Raw genomic sequence first — 14,193 nt, forward strand, 5'->3', positions numbered from 1 at the left:
GCTGCGGTCCCGTCCGGTCGTTCGCCGTCGCCATGGCCATCACCCCGCCTACTTCCCCGTGAGCGTGCCGAAGTCCACCCCGGAGCCCAGCAGCAGGCCCGCGCCCAGGAGCAGCATCGTGGCCGGGACCATGAACGTCGTGATCATCAGCGTGGCCTTGGGGACCGCACGGGCGGCCTTGCGGCGGGCGTTCTGGGCGTCCGTGCGGCGCATGTCCTTGGCCAGGGCGACGAGGGTGTCGACGATGGGGGCACCCAGTTCCTCGCCCTGCTGCAGCGCCGTCACGAACATCGCCACCTGCTCGGAGTCGTTGCGCCGGCGCAGCTCCGCGAAGGCCTGGCGGCGGCTCATGCCGAGGTCCATCTGGCGCAGGGTGATGCGGAGTTCGTCGGCCCAGGGGCCCTCGTACCGCGAGGCGACCCGGTCCAGCGCCTGGCGGAAGCCCAGGCCCGCGCTCACCACCACCGCCAGGACGTCCAGGAAGTCGGGCAGCGTCCGTTCGATCACGTCCTTGCGGATGCGGATCGCCGACCAGATGCCGACCTCCGTCCAGAACGCGCCGAAGGCGAGCAGGAGTACGGCCACGACGTACTCCCCTCTCAGCAGCATCACCAGGAACCCCACCCCGCCGAGCGCGCCGTACACCGCCCGGCGGGCCGCGTAGCGGTCGATGGTCAGGCCCCCGGGGTTGCCCGCCAGGTCGATCCTGCGGCGGTACTTGGCGACCTGCTTCGGGCCCATCAGGCGCAGCACGGCCGGGGCGTAGCGCATGCCCATGCGGTCGATCAGGGAGTTCGCGGCGCCGGTGCGGGTCGCGCCCACCTCCAGGGCCAGTGCGAGGTCGCTGGGCAGCTTGACCTCCGCCCGGTACATCCGGATCCCGGCGAGGACGCCCCACACGCTCAGGCCCATCAGCAGGGCCGGCAGGAATCCCGTCCATCCCATCAAGGCCGGCCTCCTCAGACGTCGATACGGCTCATGCGGCGGATGAGGACGAAGCCGACCGCGTACATCGCGAACGCGACGATCACGCAGGCCTGGCCGATGGCCGAGCCGGTCATGCGGTCCAGGGCGCCCTCCTTGACGCCGTTCATGAGGAACAGCGCGCCGGTGCCGAGGACGGGGACGGCGTACGAGGTCATCGTCACCTGGGAGAGCTGGGTGCGGATCTCGCGCCGGGTCTCCTTGCGTTCCTCCAGCGTCTCGGTCAGGTTGCGCAGGGCGCCCACCACCTGCCCGCCGGCCCGGTTGGACAGGACGAGTGTGGTGACCAGCACGACCAGCTCGCGGGAGGGGAGGCGGTCGGCGAGGTCGCCCAGCGCGTCGTCCATGGAGTGACCGATCGCCAACTGGTCGGCGACTTTGGCGAGTTCCTCGCCTGCCGGGGCCTCCAGCTCCTCCGCGGCCAGGCCGATCGCGGTGCGCAGGGCGAGGCCGGCCTGGGTGGCGTTGGCCAGGATGCGGGCCAGTTCGGGGAGTTGGTTGATGAAGCGCTCGATGCGTTTCTGGCGTTGCCAGGCGAGGAACTGCCAGGCGGCCCAGACGCCGAGCAGCCCCGCCAGCGGGCCGAAGAAGGGGGCGAGGGTGGCCTCGCCGACGAGCCACAGCGCGGCCACGGCGGCGAGCATGCAGGCGAAGAACTCGCCCGGGGTGATGTCCAGGCCGGTCGCCGCCAGCCGGAGTTCCAGCCTGCGGCCGAGAGCGGTGCGGCGCAGGCGGCGGTCGAGGGTGCGCAGGCGGCGCCGGCGGCCGGTCATCGGGATCTGCCCCGTGCTCGACAGCCGCTCGACCAGCTCGGCCTGCCGGCCGCGGCCCGCCGCGTAGGCGTGCAGGCCGAGCACGGCCAGGACGAGGGTGAGCAGCGTGATGCCGGTGGTGAGGGCGACGAGGGTGTGGAGATCCATGGGGGTGGCCTACCTGGCTTCTCGGGTGGCGAGCTGGTCCGCGCTCTGGGCGACGCCGAAGGCCTGCGGGAGGGGCTGGCTCGCCATGTAGAGGCGGTCGGCGGTACGGCGCGGGAGGGGGAAGTGCTCGAAGGTGCCGTGGACGCGGCCGTCGGGGGTCATGGGCCGCGCGTGGAAGCGGGCCACCGTCGCCAGCCGGTACGGCTCGCTGCCGTGGCTGTCGAGCAGGGCGATCTCGGTGATGCGGCGGGCGCCGTCGGCGAAGCGGGTGAGCTGGACCATGACGTCCACGGCGCTGTTGATCTGGTCGTGCAGGGCGACGAAGGGCACCTCGACGTCGGACATCGAGGCGAGGGTCTGCAGCCGGGTGAGGGCGTCCTCGGCGCTGTTGGCGTGCACGGTGGCGAGGGAGCCGTCGTGGCCCGTCGACATCGCCTGGAGCATATCGAGGGACTCGCCCCCGCGGACCTCGCCCACCACGATCCGGTCGGGGCGCATGCGCAGGGAGTTGCGGACCAGGTCGCGGATGGTGACCTGGCCCTTGCCCTCGACGTTCGGCGGGCGGGACTCCAGGCGGACGACGTGGGACTGCTGGAGCTGGAGTTCGGCGGAGTCCTCGATGGTGATGATGCGCTCGTGGGCCGGGATGAGCCCGGAGAGGGCGTTCAGCAGGGTCGTCTTCCCGGTGCCGGTGGCCCCGGAGACGATGATGTTGAACTTCGCCTGCACCAGGCCCGCGAGCAGGAACACCATGGGCTCGTCGAGCGAGCCGAGGCCGATCAGCTCCTGGAGGGTGAAGGAGCGCGGGAAGCGGCGGATCGTGAGGATGGGGCCGGTGAGCGACAGGGGCGGGATGATGACGTTGACGCGCTCGCCGGAGGGCAGGCGGGCGTCGACCATCGGATTCGACTCGTCCACGCGGCGGTTGACCGTCGAGACGATCCGCTCGATGGTCTGCATCAGCTGGTCCTGCGAGACGAAGCGCAGCGGCAGCTGCTCGACCCGGCCGCCGCGCTCGACGAAGACCGCGTCCGGGCCGTTGACCATGATCTCGGTGATGGACGCGTCCTCCAGCAGCGGCTCCAGGATGCCGAGGCCCAGCGCCTCGTCGACCACCCGGCGGATCAGCTGCGCACGCTCGGCCGTCGACAGGACCGGCCCCTCGCGGCTGATGATGTGCCCGAGCACCCGCTCCAGGCGTGCCCTGCGCTCGGCCGCCGCGAGCGAGCTCATCTCCGCGAGGTCGATCTCCTCCAGGAGCTTGGCCCGGTAGGAGGCGACCAGATGGCCGTCCTCGCCCCGGCTGCCGTGCTCCTCGGGGGAGTTGATGCGTGCCCGCAGGCTCATGGGTCGCGTGCTCCTCGGTCCTGGTCAGTGGTCGAGCGGCATGGTGGCCGTCTTGTGGGCGTCCCCGAAGTCCCAGCCCGGGACCACCGACGGGATGTGGACGGTGGCGGTGACCGTCACCGCGTCGCCGCCGTACGCGGCGGGGCAGCTCATCCTCGCCGCCAGCCAGTTGCTCACGGTCCGCGCGCAGCCGTCCGCGGCGCTCTCCCGCAGCGAGGCGGCACGCGCCCCCGCGCGCGCCGCCGTCCCCGCCTGCTGCGCGGTGTAGGCGATCAGCCCGAGCTGTACGCCGGCCAGCGCGACAAGGATCAGAATCGGAATGAACCCGAGGTATTCGAGGGCGACTTGCCCCCCGTCGCGGCGCTTGCTCTCGTACGGCATCTCAGTGCGTCGCCTCCTCCACCGCGCCCGCGTGACCGTGCACCGTGAACGGGAAGGCGAACGCCCCCGGGAAGAGCACGGGGACCTTGAGAGACACATCGGCCGTGACATAGCCCGTCCCGCCGCAGCGCACCGTGGCCGCCCCCCTCCACGCCCCCGGCAGATGCCGCAGCCCCGCCTGTTCGCACGCGCCCTGCCGGGCCCCCGGCGGGGCCGCCGTCCCCTGCCGTACGGCCTCGTCCGCAGCGTTCCCCGCGAGCGTGAAGGTGTACCCCACGAGCACGCACTGCCACAGGAGCACCAGCGTCACGACGATCAGCGGGGTCATGCCGAGGAACTCGATGCTGACCTGCCCCCGGTCCCGTTCGGCCCGCTCCGTCCCCCGCGCCGTCATCCGCCGGCCTCCTTACGGCGCCGGAAGCCGCTCGGCCCGCGGTCGCCGCGCGACCGGCCACCGCGCGGGGAGCCCTCGGGGGCGCGGGCCAGGCCGAGTTCGCCCGCGAGGGTCCACAGGGCCTGCTTCACCGTGCTCCTGCTGTCGAGTTCATGGACGCGTCCGGCGTCCACGGCTCCCTGGAGCTCCCGGAAGTTGGCGGGGACGGCCGTGCGGGCGAGCGCGGTGCCGGTGATGCGCTGGACGAGCGCCGGCTGGATCTCCGTACCGCGGCTGAGGCGGTTGACGACGACCGTGGTCTCCTCGGCCTTGCGGATCTGCAGCCGGTCCCACATCCGTACGGTGCGCTTGGCGGCCCGTACGGCGACCACGTCCGGGGTGGTCAGCAGCAGGGCCCGGTCGGCCAGTTCGACGGCGGCCGCGCTCGCCCCGCTGAGCTGGGCGCCGCAGTCCACGACCACGACCTCGTAGCGAGAACGCAGGGCGCCGAGGATCTGGCGAGCGGCGCGGTCGGTGACCTCCTCGCCGCGTTCGCCGTCGGCGGGGGCGAGCAGCAGGGCGAGGCCGGTGTCGTGGCGGAAGACGGCGTCGGCGAGGACGCGCGCGGAGAGGTCGGTGATGGCGGCGAGGTCGGCGACGGAGCGGCGGTACTGGATGTCCAGGAAGGAGGCGACGTCGCCGGTCTGGAGGTCCAGGTCGACCAGGGCGGTGGGACGCCCGGACGCCTGGGCGGCGAGGGCGAGCTGAATGGCGGCGAGGGTGGCGCCGACGCCGCCCTTGGCCCCGCTGACGGTGACGACGGTTCCGCCGGCGCCGCCGGGCGCCTCGGTGCCGTGGCCGAGATGGCGCCGTACGCCGTGGGACCACTGGGCGACGGCCTGGACGCGCGTCCCCAGCTCCTCGTAGTTCAACGGCAGCGTGACCAGCCCGCGGGCGCCGGAGTCCATGGCGGCGGAGAAGAGGCCGGGGCCGGCGTCCGAGGTGACGAGGATGACGCCGACGGCCGGGAAGCGCAGGGCGACCTCGCGGATCAGCTCCAGCGCGGGGACCGGGCCGATGCGCTCGTCGACGACGACGACCTCGGGCAGTTCGTCCAGGGACTCGGCGGCGAGCCGGGCGAGGGTGTCGATCAGCTGCGTGGAGTCGGCGACCGGGACCAGAGGTTCGGCGTCCGGCAGCTGGCTGAGCAGGGTCGTGAGGGAGCGTACGGCGTCCACGTCGCCTGCGGCCGACAGGATCCTGGTGGGCATGCGGGCCGCCTCTCACTTGTCCGTCGCGAGTTCGTAGGTGCGGTCCTTGTCCGGGACGGTGGTCTGGCTGCCGGGCGCCACCAGCGCGAGCCGCACCCGCTGGGCGAACGACTCGGCGTAGGTGATGCGCTGGGCGTCGATGGTGGACAGCGCGAAGGTGATCGGGACGGCGTCGGTGGGCTGCCGGTTCTGGTTCCTGTCGTCGGGTTCGAGGGCGGTCAGCCTGCCGACGTCGAGGACCCGGGCGTTCGTCACGATGATCTTGGACTGGTCCGGGTCGCCCTCGCGCTTGCCCTCGAAGGTGGCGTAGACGTTGACCCGGGAGCCGGGGGTGATCTTGCCGGCGACCCCGGTGGCCGCGTCGATCATGATCGCGACCTCCTGCTGGCCGACCTGAAGCGCGGGTTGGTCGACGATCATGTCGGTCTGGAGCAGGGAGCCCTTGCGCAGGGTGGTCACGGCGATCTTGCCCTGGATGTCGCCGAGATGCGTGACGGCGTTGGCCGACAGCCAGCGTTCGGGCATCCGGATCCGCTCGAACTGGCCCGTGTCCAGCGTCGTGTACGGCGCCACGTCGGACCTGAGCCGGTACGCGGTGACCTCGGGGCCGACCTTGGAGTTCGCGTCGGCGATGACGGAGAGCACGCCGGCGAAGGCACCGAGCGCGCAGAGGACCGACAGGATCAGGAGTATGACGCCGCGGCGCTGACGGGAGTTCATGGACCGTGCAACCTCGTGGGGGGATTCGGTCGGGCGGGGGCATCGGGACAGGAGTGGCGGGCGTGGTGCGTCCGGCGTCGTCGGGCCGCGGTCAGGCGGGGGCGCGTTGCTCCAGGGCCCGGGGAGCGGGTGGCTCATGGCCCGGCGGGGCCGCGGAGCAGAAGACGCAGCGGTCGCCGATGACGTCGATGCCGCACCAGTGGCAGTTGCCGCGCCGTACCGACGTCACCAGCTGGTAGAGGACGGAGAGGTCGGCGAGATGGCCGCAGAACTCCACCATCCGCCCCGTCCCCCACCAGCGCGGGGACTCGGCCGGCAGCGGGGCCTCGCGCAGCCCGAGGACGTTCCAGGCCTTGGACAGGGTGCCGACCCAGTCCGCCTGGGCCTGCGTCTGCGACGGCCCCTTGGCGACGAGCATCCACGTGCCGAACCTGGGCCCGGTCAGGGTGGCGCCCGGCCCGACGCGCACGAACTGCGGCTCGGGGTGGGCGAGCACGGCGAACTGGCTGCCCGGAACCCAGGACTTGGCGTGTGCCGTGAGGCCGACGGGCACCCGGTCCAGCCGGGCGACCGAGCCGAGGACCGCGCCCGCGTGGATGTAGTGGGTGAGCAGACGGCCCGCGGAGGCGAGCACGCCCGGACCGAGGTCGCAGGAGGCGAGCTGTCTCAACTGGCGGGCCAGGACGGCGATTCCGAGCGGCGGGAGATCCGGCCGGAACACGGCGATCCGGTCGCTCTCCATGAGCGCCCGGAGGGTGTACAGCCGCCGGGTCACGGCCGCCGAAGCGGCCTGCGAACACACCACGATCACATGTCCGTGCTGCTCGACCAGCGCGTGGAGTTCGGCCAGCGCGTGTTCCAGCGGTCGCTTGTCGAGGTCCCGCAACACCACGGCGGGCATGGTCCGTTCGTCCTGTGCCGGCAGCGCCAGGTCGGCGCTCGTCACGGCAATGGCAGTTGGCACGCGCAGCTCCCCGCTCTTCACACCCGCCGGCCCACCGGCGTTACTCCCATGCGCCGGGACGACTTCACAGCGTGACTACCTCAGCACTGTAACCACGCCTCTGTGACCGGAGAACAGCGTTTGTGTAGCTCGCGAGGATCCGTTGTGCGCAACACCCGTCAAATCGGGACAGGATGAGCGGGAAATGAGATGAGGTCCCGGGAATTCGCTTGAAACATTCCGGGGGGTCCGCCGCATCAGTGAGGTGAAGGCGACGCACGCGGCCAAGCGTGCGGAAGCACACAGGGAACATCGGGAACGTCGGGGACATCGGGAACGCGGGGAACCGGACATCGGGACCAGTGGGCCCGGGACCCGGGATTCGAGGGGCACGCATGAGACAAGGGCGCGGCGACGGCTATCCGGAGTTCGCCTCCGCGCGCACCGGGCATCTGTACCGGTCCGCCTGTCTGCTCACCGGCGGCGACACACACCTCGCCGAGGACCTCGTCCAGGAGACCCTGGGCCGGGTGTACGTCCGCTGGGGCCGGATCGCCCGCGCCGACAACCCCGCCGCGTACGCCCAGACCGTCCTGACCCGTACCTTCCTCGCGCATCAGCGGCGCTTCAGCAGCCGCAGGGAGCGCGCCAGCGACGTCCTTCCCGACCTCCCCGATCCGGGCACGTCGGGCGACACCCCGCTCCGGCTCACCCTCATCGAGGCGCTCGGGCGGCTGTCCGCCAAGGACCGTGCCGTGGTCGTCCTGCGCTACTGGGAGGACCGCAGCATCGAGGAGACCGCCGCCGCGATGGACACCAGCTCGGCCGCCGTACGCACCCGCTGCGTCCGCGCCCTCGCCCGGCTGCGCGCCCTACTCGGCGACGCCCTCAGCGAGTACGCGAGCCCCTGACCCGCCCCCGGGCCCACCCATCCACCACTCATCCGCGGAAACGGCGGTTTGCCATGCCTGTTGAAGAGCACGACCCCTTCGAGGAGCAGTTCGCCCAGGCCCTGCGGCACGCGGGCGGCACCCTCGACGACCAGCCGGCCGACCTCGCCGTCCGCGGCGAGCTGCGCGGCCGCAGGCTCCGCCGGCGCCGGGCCGCCATCGTGGGAGGCGTGACCGGGGTCGCGCTCGTCGGGCTGGGCGGGGCGCTCGTCCTGCCCGGCCTCCGGCCGGACGGCGCACCGCAGGCCTCAGTGGCCGCATCCCCGAGCCGTCCCACGGTCGTGACCGGTGACCAGCTCCTCGCCACCCTGAAGAGGCTGCTTCCCAAAGGCGGCTTCAGCAACGAAGAGGCGCGCGGCACCGACGAACCTCCGGCGTCGTACGCCCAGCTCGTGTACGACGACGGCAAGGGAAAGGCCGCCATCGCCGTCGGCCTCACCCGCATCCATGACGCCGCCGACGCCGTCACCGAGGCCACCCAGTGCCCGGACAAGGTGTTCGTCTCGTACGACGCCTGTCACACGAGCAGGCTCGCCGACGGCTCCGTGCTCAAGATCTTCCAGGGGTACGAGTATCCGGACCGCCGCGTCGACACGAAGCTGTGGATCGCCCACCTCCTCACGCGGAAGGGGCAGTACGTCACCGTCCAGGAGTGGAACGCCCCCGCCGAGAAGGACAGGCCCATCAGCCGCGAGCAGCCTCCCCTCTCCCCGGACCGGTTGAAGGCGATCGTCAGCGCGCCGGAGTGGCGTGCCGCCGTCGACGCCATTCCCGTGCGTCGCCACGTGCGGACAGCCGAGCCGAGGCCGACCCAGGCGGTGCCGGGCGGCTCCGTGTCGTCGAGGCTGGCCTCACTCCTGCCCAAGGGACTCACGGTCGTCACGAAGGGCAGGCGGGACTCCGAGTTCGGGTACGTCATCGTCGACGACGGCAACGGCGCGAGCTTTGTGCAGGTCAACGTCCAGACGGACATGTCCGACGTCAGGAATCAGCTCTTCGGGCAGGGCTCCAGGACCCTGCCCGACGGCACCCGGGTCGCGACGCGTCAGCAGCCCGGTGAGAAGGGCGCCGCGGGGGTCGTGCAGTGGACCGTCGACACGATGCGCCCCGACGGCCGCCGCGTGGTGATCACGGCCTTCAACTCCCGGACCCAGACGACCGCCGCGACCCGCAAGACCCCCGCGCTCACGATGAAGCAGTTGGAGGCCATCGCCCTCGACTCGAAGTGGTTCGCGAGCGGCGAGCGTCAGTCGCCGTCCTCGAAGTAGGCGTCCAGCACCGCGTCCAGCTGGGCCTCCCACTCCTTGAAGCGGCTCCTGGCCGTCGCCTCGATCTCTATCGGGTACCAGCGGCGGTCGGTGGTGTGCACCGTGATGGTGAACCGCTTGCCGAAGCGGGCGGGCTCCGTCTCGATCGCGCCGACCTCGTCCCAGCGGAACTCGCAGGATTCCTGGTCGAGGCTGAGGCGGACGCCCTGGTGGTCGGCCACGATCCTGGCGCGGCGGTCGGACGCCTCGAAGACGGGGCCGTCCTCCGGGGCCTCGACCGTCCCGGCCGCCTTGCCCTCAGCCTCGTCCGCGTCGTCCGTGTCGGCCTCGGCCGTTATGGCGGACGACGTGACGCCGGGTTCCGGCTGCGCGGCCTCCGCCGCCGACGCCGCGTCCTCCGCGGGCTCGGCGTCCTGCGGCTCGGCGGACGCGGGTGAGGTGAGCCCGGGGATGAAGGCCGGGTCGAATCCGGCGCCTTCCAGGGGCTGGCTGCTCGATCCTATGCGCTGCTCCACGCCGCAGAGTATGGACGACATACCTGTGCCGGGACCAACCGACCCACCCGGAACCCGAGTTCGACGGGGATCAGTCCAGTACGGCGAGGGCGTCGATCTCGATGAGGTGCCCCGCGGGCAGCCCGACGTACACCGTGGTGCGCGCGGAGGGCGGCTGGGTGAGGTTCTGCTCCGCGAAGTAGGTGTCGTAGATCTCGTTCATCTCGGCGAAGTGGTCCACGTCCGTCAGGTAGACGCGGATCATCATCACGTCGTCCCAGCTCGCCCCGCCCTCGTCGAGGACCGCCTTGACGTTGGCGAGGGTCTGGAGGGTCTGCTCGCGCAGGGCGGGGCCGGCGATCCTGCGGGGCTTGCCCTCCTCGGCGGGCAGGAAGGCGACCTGACCGGCGACCTGGAGGATGTTCCCCTTCCGCACGCCGTGCGAGAACCGCGCGGGCGGGGCGGTGTGGGTCTTGGGGGTGAGCGCGATCTTCTCGGTCATGCCCGCACCCTACCCAACTGCCGCAGCCGCATTGGCCCGTTGGGGGCGGATCGGTCCGTGGCTCCGTTGACCCCGTCTCGACCAGGATGTTAGACAGCGCCCGGCGGCCTCATCCCGCGTCGCCCATCTGCGAACAGCCAGATCAGGAGGCTCCATGAGCAGCACCGAAGCGCTCGCCCGCCTGGCCGAGGAACGCGTGGACCACCGGTTCAAGGGCCTCCCGCCGGACGCCGGCGGGCTGACCGTCGGGGAGCTGGCCGCCGAGCGCCGCGACCTCTTCACCGGCGGCTTCGCCACCCCCGTCCTCGCGCTCTCCGCCGAGCGCCTGGAGCACAACCTGCGGCTCATGGAGACGTACGCGCGACGCCACGGCCTCGCCTTCGCCCCGCACGGCAAGACCTGCATGGCCCCGCAGCTCTTCCGACGACAGATCGAGCACGGCGCGTGGGGCATCACGCTCGCGGTGCCCCACCAGGTGCGGGTGGCGCGGGCGTTCGGCATCGAGCGCATCTTCCTCGCCAACGAGGTGGTGGACGCGGCGGCCCTGCGCTGGATCGCGTCCGAGCTGGACGCCGACCCGTCCTTCCGCCTCGTCGCCTACGTCGACTCGGTGAGCGGCGTACGGCTGATGGACGAGGCGCTGCGGGGCGCCTCCCGGCCCCTGGACGTGGTGGTGGAGCTGGCCGCCGGCGAGGGAGCCCGTACCGGCGTCCGGACGGAGGCCGGGTGCGCCGCGGTGGCGGACGCGGTGGCGGCCACCGGGACGCTGCGGCTGGTCGGTGTCGCGGGCTACGAGGGCGAGGTGCCGCACGCCGACCCGGAGCGGGTGCGCGGGTGGCTGGACCGGCTGGTCTCCGTGGCCGTGGACCTCGACAAGGCGGGCCGGTTCGCGGGCCTGGAGGAGGGCGAGGAGATCATCGTCAGCGCGGGCGGCAGCGCCTGGTTCGACGTGGTGGCCGACGTGTTCGGCCGTATCCCCGAACTCTCCCGACCCGTCCTGAAGTTGCTGCGCTCCGGCGCCTACGTCTCGCACGACGACGGCCACTACCGCGAGCGGACCCCGTTCAACCGCGTCCCGGAGGAGGGCGCCCTGGAGCCCGCCTTCCGCCTCTGGACGCAGGTCGTCTCCCGCCCCTCCCCCGAGCAGGCCTTCGTCAACGCGGGCAAGCGGGACGCCGCGTACGACCTCGGTCTGCCGATCGCCCAGGTGGTGCGCCGGGGCGGCACCGAGCGCCCGGCGACCGGCGTGTCGGTGACCGCCCTGTCCGACCAGCACGCCTGGCTGCGGACGACCCCGGAGGCGGACCTGGAGGTCGGCGACTGGGTGGGCCTTGGCCTGTCCCACCCGTGCACGTCCTTCGACAAGTGGCAGCTGATCCCGGTCGCGGAGGCGGACGGCACGGTGGTCGACTACCTCCGCACCTTCTTCTAGACACGATCCTCCGGAAGGCGTGAGCCTCCAGAGGCGGGAGGCCTGACGTGGAAGAGCTCGTCATCCGGGACGCGGACGTCGTGGACGGCAGCGGCGCGCCGTCGTACCGCGCCGACGTGGTCGTGCACCGCGGCCGCGTCGTGTCCATCGTGAAGGAGGCCGCGGCGGCCGGCTGCCAGCGGCCGCGGGCCCGCCGCGAGCTGGATGCCGAGGGCCTGGTCCTCTCCCCCGGCTTCATCGACATGCACGCCCACAGCGACCTCGCGCTGCTGCGCGACCCCGACCACAGCGCGAAGGCCGCGCAGGGCGTGACGCTGGAGGTCCTCGGCCAGGACGGACTGTCGTACGCGCCGGTCGACGACCGCACGCTCGACGAGGTGCGCCGGGCGATCACCGGCTGGAACGGCTACGGCGACGACATCGACTTCACCTGGCGCTCGGTCGGCGCGTACCTGGACCGGCTGGACTCCGGCTTCGACGGGCAGGGCATCGCGGTCAACGCCGCCTATCTGATCCCGCAGGGCACGGTCCGCGCGCTCGTCGTCGGCTGGGAGGACCGCGCGGCCACGCCCGAAGAGCTGGACCGGATGCGGCAGTCGGTCGCCGAAGGCATGGAGCAGGGCGCCGTCGGCATGTCGTCCGGGCTCACCTACACGCCCGGCATGTACGCCGAGGACGCCGAACTCACCGAGCTGTGCCGGGTGGTGGCCGCGTACGGCGGCTACTACTGCCCGCACCACCGCTCCTACGGGGCGGGCGCGCTGGAGGCGTACGCGGAGATGGTGGACCTGGCCCGCCAGGCGGGCTGCCCGCTGCATCTCGCGCACGCCACCATGAACTTCGGCGTGAACAAGGGCCGGGCGGCCGAGCTGCTGGCCCTGCTCGACAGCGCGCTCGCCGCCGGGGCCGACATCAGCCTCGACACCTACCCGTACACCCCCGGCTCCACGACCCTCGCCGCGCTGCTGCCGAGCTGGGCGAGCGAGGGCGGCCCCGAGGAGATCCTCCGGAGGCTCGCCGACGACGCCGTGGCCGAGCGGATCCGGTACGACCTGGAGGTGGTCGGCGCCGACGGCTGCCACGGGGTGCCGGTCGAGTGGGACACGATCGAGATCTCGGGGGTGGGCGACCCGGGCCTCGCGTCGTATGTCGGCCGGACGGTGCGGGAGTCGGCCGACCTGCGCGGTGAGACCCCGTGGGCGACGGCGCGCCGCCTGCTGGTCGAGGACCGGCTGGGCCCGACCATCCTCCAGCACGTGGGGCACGAGGAGAACGTGCGGGAGATCATGCGCCACCGGGTGCACACCGGCGGCTCGGACGGCATCCTCCAGGGCACGAAACCGCACCCGCGCGCCTACGGCACGTTCCCGCGCTATCTCGGGCGGTACGTCCGGGAGTTGGGGGTGCTGTCGCTGGAGGAGTGCGTCGCCCGGCTCACCTCGCGCCCGGCGGCCCGGCTGCGGCTGCCGGACCGCGGCCTCGTCCGCGAGGGGTACCGCGCCGACCTGGTCCTGTTCGACCCGGCCACGGTCGCGGAGGGCGCCACCTTCGAGCGGCCCCGCACGCTCCCGACGGGCATCCCGTACGTCCTCGTCGACGGCCGCTTCGTGATCGAGGACGGGCGCCGGACGGACGTACTGGCGGGGCGGGCGGTGCGCAGGACTCCTGCCGTGTGACCGCCCGCCTCACCGCGTGCCCTACGGCTTGGGCAGGACGCAGCCGCTCGCGCTCAGGTCGAGCTTGTTGCCGATGCCGAAGCAGGCCGGTATCTGGTAGGTCTCCTCGGCGTAGTTGATGCCCTTCCGAACGGTCACGGTGCCGTTCTCGTCCACCTCGCACGGGTTGTCCACGGTGCAGGTCTGGCCGTCCTCGTTGCCGGTGTTGTTGACGGCGACGACCTTCCCGGTGGCGTTGTCGACGACGGGCGAGCCCGAGGTGCCGCCGATGGTCTGGCAGGCGGAGGTGTAGCGGACGGAGTCCTTCCAGGTCCAGTCGCCCTCCTTGAGCCGGTAGACGAACCCGTCGATGTCGCAGCTGTAGGTCTGCTTCCAGTAACCGGAGACGACCGTGATGGCGGTGCCGGCGACCGGGTGCGTGTCGGCGAGGTTCAGCGCGCTGATGCCGTAGGTGCTCTTGATCTGCGCGTAGGTGCGGGTGAGTTGGTAGATCGTGACGTCCGTGTCGGTCATCGTCGAATAGGCGACCTTGCTCGCCCGCAGCGTCCCGACCTTCTGGGCCGACGCGTTGAGCAGGCTGAACGTGCGGGTGGACGGCTGGTCCACGATGACCTGGCCGGGCTTCGGGAAGCCGGTCTCCAGGCAGTGGCCGTTCGTCATCACCAGCGCCGGGTCGTTGTCCGCGGAGTTCGGGAAGCGGATGACGGAGCCGGAGCAGTTGCTGAGCGCGACGGTGCCGGCGAAGTCGACGGCCTTGACCGTGGGCGCCGTGCGCTGGGCGGGCGCGGCCTTGGTGGCCCGGGCGGCCTTGCCGGCCTGGGCGGCCTCGGGAGCCGTCGCCGCGGCCGCGGGTGCCATGCCCGCCCCGGTGATCACCAGGGTCGCGAGCGCGGCCAGGAGAGGCTTTCGCATGTGGGGGTCCCCTCTGCAGA

Annotated in this window: 15 protein-coding genes; 4 read left to right on the plus strand and 11 right to left on the minus strand. The window is 72.2% G+C overall.

What is annotated here, in order from left to right; translation table 11 throughout:
- Positions 1 to 48 precede the first annotated feature (48 nt).
- From ABZ910_RS11655 to ABZ910_RS11690, 8 genes are all read right to left on the minus strand, one after another.
- Positions 49 to 945, minus strand: a complete 897-nt coding sequence (locus tag ABZ910_RS11655; RefSeq protein ID WP_361362114.1) for a DUF5936 domain-containing protein — start codon at positions 943 to 945, stop codon at positions 49 to 51.
- Between the two features lie 14 nt (positions 946 to 959).
- On the minus strand, positions 960 to 1,904 hold the full coding sequence (locus tag ABZ910_RS11660; RefSeq protein ID WP_361362116.1) for a type II secretion system F family protein: 945 nt from the start codon (positions 1,902 to 1,904) through the stop codon (positions 960 to 962).
- Positions 1,905 to 1,913: 9 nt separating this feature from the next.
- Positions 1,914 to 3,251 (minus strand): CpaF family protein, encoded by a 1,338-nt coding sequence (locus tag ABZ910_RS11665; protein ID WP_361362118.1) that lies wholly within the window; start codon positions 3,249 to 3,251, stop codon positions 1,914 to 1,916.
- 24 nt (positions 3,252 to 3,275) lie between these two features.
- On the minus strand, positions 3,276 to 3,632 hold the full coding sequence (locus ABZ910_RS11670) for a TadE/TadG family type IV pilus assembly protein (RefSeq protein ID WP_361362120.1): 357 nt from the start codon (positions 3,630 to 3,632) through the stop codon (positions 3,276 to 3,278).
- A 1-nt stretch (position 3,633) separates the two neighbouring features.
- Entirely contained in the window at positions 3,634 to 4,026 is a 393-nt protein-coding gene (locus ABZ910_RS11675) for a pilus assembly protein (protein ID WP_361362122.1), read from the minus strand.
- Positions 4,023 to 5,276, minus strand: coding sequence for an AAA family ATPase (locus ABZ910_RS11680; RefSeq protein WP_361362124.1), 1,254 nt, complete (start codon positions 5,274 to 5,276; stop codon positions 4,023 to 4,025). Before ABZ910_RS11680 ends, ABZ910_RS11675 begins: the two co-directional genes overlap by 4 nt.
- A 12-nt stretch (positions 5,277 to 5,288) precedes the next feature.
- Positions 5,289 to 5,996 (minus strand): Flp pilus assembly protein CpaB, encoded by a 708-nt coding sequence (gene cpaB, locus ABZ910_RS11685; protein WP_361362126.1) that lies wholly within the window; start codon positions 5,994 to 5,996, stop codon positions 5,289 to 5,291.
- Positions 5,997 to 6,087: 91 nt separating this feature from the next.
- Positions 6,088 to 6,942, minus strand: coding sequence for a hypothetical protein (locus ABZ910_RS11690; RefSeq protein ID WP_361362289.1), 855 nt, complete (start codon positions 6,940 to 6,942; stop codon positions 6,088 to 6,090).
- 392 nt (positions 6,943 to 7,334) lie between these two features.
- Here ABZ910_RS11690 and ABZ910_RS11695 point away from each other — a divergent pair, with 392 nt between their 5' ends.
- Both ABZ910_RS11695 and ABZ910_RS11700 read left to right on the plus strand, forming a co-directional pair.
- Positions 7,335 to 7,850, plus strand: coding sequence for a SigE family RNA polymerase sigma factor (locus tag ABZ910_RS11695; protein ID WP_361362129.1), 516 nt, complete (start codon positions 7,335 to 7,337; stop codon positions 7,848 to 7,850).
- Between the two features lie 53 nt (positions 7,851 to 7,903).
- Positions 7,904 to 9,157 (plus strand): hypothetical protein, encoded by a 1,254-nt coding sequence (locus ABZ910_RS11700; RefSeq protein ID WP_361362132.1) that lies wholly within the window; start codon positions 7,904 to 7,906, stop codon positions 9,155 to 9,157.
- Here ABZ910_RS11700 and ABZ910_RS11705 read toward each other — a convergent pair.
- Both ABZ910_RS11705 and ABZ910_RS11710 read right to left on the minus strand, forming a co-directional pair.
- The gene (locus ABZ910_RS11705; protein ID WP_361362135.1) at positions 9,136 to 9,672 is read right to left on the minus strand and encodes a hypothetical protein; all 537 of its coding nucleotides are present in this window, start codon (positions 9,670 to 9,672) and stop codon (positions 9,136 to 9,138) included. The two genes, ABZ910_RS11700 and ABZ910_RS11705, sit on opposite strands and share 22 nt — an antisense overlap.
- Positions 9,673 to 9,742: 70 nt before the next feature.
- Positions 9,743 to 10,153: a RidA family protein gene (locus tag ABZ910_RS11710; protein WP_361362138.1), complete on the minus strand. Its 411-nt coding sequence runs from the start codon at positions 10,151 to 10,153 to the stop codon at positions 9,743 to 9,745.
- Between the two features lie 154 nt (positions 10,154 to 10,307).
- Between ABZ910_RS11710 and ABZ910_RS11715 the strand changes: the two genes are divergently transcribed.
- Positions 10,308 to 11,585: an amino acid deaminase gene (locus tag ABZ910_RS11715; RefSeq protein WP_361362141.1), complete on the plus strand. Its 1,278-nt coding sequence runs from the start codon at positions 10,308 to 10,310 to the stop codon at positions 11,583 to 11,585.
- A gap of 47 nt (positions 11,586 to 11,632) precedes the next feature.
- Complete coding sequence (locus ABZ910_RS11720) at positions 11,633 to 13,261, plus strand: D-aminoacylase (protein ID WP_361362144.1); 1,629 nt, start codon at positions 11,633 to 11,635, stop codon at positions 13,259 to 13,261.
- 21 nt (positions 13,262 to 13,282) lie between these two features.
- Here ABZ910_RS11720 and ABZ910_RS11725 read toward each other — a convergent pair whose 3' ends face one another.
- A complete protein-coding gene (locus ABZ910_RS11725) occupies positions 13,283 to 14,173 on the minus strand; it encodes a serine protease (protein WP_361362147.1) in 891 nt (296 codons plus the stop codon).
- Positions 14,174 to 14,193: the final 20 nt, after the last annotated feature.

The sequence above is a fragment of the Streptomyces sp. NPDC046805 genome, from assembly GCF_040645355.1.
In the GTDB taxonomy this organism is placed as follows: Bacteria; Actinomycetota; Actinomycetes; order Streptomycetales; family Streptomycetaceae; genus Streptomyces.

What these genes read in the sequence shown, in the direction of transcription:
- ABZ910_RS11655 (WP_361362114.1), bottom strand. Translation starts at nt 945, where the DNA reads ATGGGATGGACGGGATTCCTGCCGGCCCTGCTGATGGGCCTGAGCGTG.
- ABZ910_RS11660 (WP_361362116.1), bottom strand. Translation starts at nt 1,904, where the DNA reads ATGGATCTCCACACCCTCGTCGCCCTCACCACCGGCATCACGCTGCTC.
- ABZ910_RS11665 (WP_361362118.1), bottom strand. Translation starts at nt 3,251, where the DNA reads ATGAGCCTGCGGGCACGCATCAACTCCCCCGAGGAGCACGGCAGCCGG.
- ABZ910_RS11670 (WP_361362120.1), bottom strand. Translation starts at nt 3,632, where the DNA reads ATGCCGTACGAGAGCAAGCGCCGCGACGGGGGGCAAGTCGCCCTCGAA.
- ABZ910_RS11675 (WP_361362122.1), bottom strand. Translation starts at nt 4,026, where the DNA reads ATGACGGCGCGGGGGACGGAGCGGGCCGAACGGGACCGGGGGCAGGTC.
- ABZ910_RS11680 (WP_361362124.1), bottom strand. Translation starts at nt 5,276, where the DNA reads ATGCCCACCAGGATCCTGTCGGCCGCAGGCGACGTGGACGCCGTACGC.
- cpaB (WP_361362126.1), bottom strand. Translation starts at nt 5,996, where the DNA reads ATGAACTCCCGTCAGCGCCGCGGCGTCATACTCCTGATCCTGTCGGTC.
- ABZ910_RS11695 (WP_361362129.1), top strand. Translation starts at nt 7,335, where the DNA reads ATGAGACAAGGGCGCGGCGACGGCTATCCGGAGTTCGCCTCCGCGCGC.
- ABZ910_RS11700 (WP_361362132.1), top strand. Translation starts at nt 7,904, where the DNA reads ATGCCTGTTGAAGAGCACGACCCCTTCGAGGAGCAGTTCGCCCAGGCC.
- ABZ910_RS11710 (WP_361362138.1), bottom strand. Translation starts at nt 10,153, where the DNA reads ATGACCGAGAAGATCGCGCTCACCCCCAAGACCCACACCGCCCCGCCC.
- ABZ910_RS11715 (WP_361362141.1), top strand. Translation starts at nt 10,308, where the DNA reads ATGAGCAGCACCGAAGCGCTCGCCCGCCTGGCCGAGGAACGCGTGGAC.
- ABZ910_RS11725 (WP_361362147.1), bottom strand. Translation starts at nt 14,173, where the DNA reads ATGCGAAAGCCTCTCCTGGCCGCGCTCGCGACCCTGGTGATCACCGGG.